At 71.8% G+C, this 475-nt stretch carries 1 protein-coding gene; it reads right to left on the minus strand.

Annotated elements, in window-relative coordinates:
• On the minus strand, positions 1-287 hold a 287-nt coding region (locus LPA54_RS37525), incomplete at its 3' end, for a molecular chaperone DnaK (RefSeq protein ID WP_228984918.1).
• Between the last annotated feature and the right edge of the window lie 188 nt (positions 288-475).

Below are 475 nucleotides of genomic sequence, written 5' to 3' on the forward strand. Positions count from 1 at the left end.
TGCGGCAGGATCTCCAGCCGCTCCGGCGGTACCGGCTTCGAGCAGCCCAAGCAGGTGCCGTAGGTGCCGTCCTCGACACGGGCGAAGGCCTCGTCGATCTCCCGCAGGACCCGCTTGATGGCGTCCTTCTGGTTCGACATCAGGTGGTCGCCGGGGCTGGCCCCCGTTTCGTCCAGCGCCTTGAGCTGCGCGAGCCTGGTCGTCCGGGCGTGCTCCAGACGCCGGCGGACCTCGTCCGCGGCGAGGTTCGCGGCACGGGGGTCGGTGCGGGGCAGGTCGAGCGACACGTGTTCCTCCTGGGAGACGTGGGGGGTGTGGGAGACGTACGGGATGACGCTTCCACCATGACCCGCGCCCTCCTGCTTTCCCATTGGGCGCGGAACCCATCTGTGCCGGGTCCGAGGACCCACCCCGAGCGGCATGGGTCCGCCGGTCGGCGGGAAATGGGGCGCGGGGCCCATCGACCGGGCCGGGG

The organism is Streptomyces sp. DH12, assembly GCF_020873895.1.
In the GTDB taxonomy this organism is placed as follows: Bacteria; Actinomycetota; Actinomycetes; order Streptomycetales; family Streptomycetaceae; genus Streptomyces.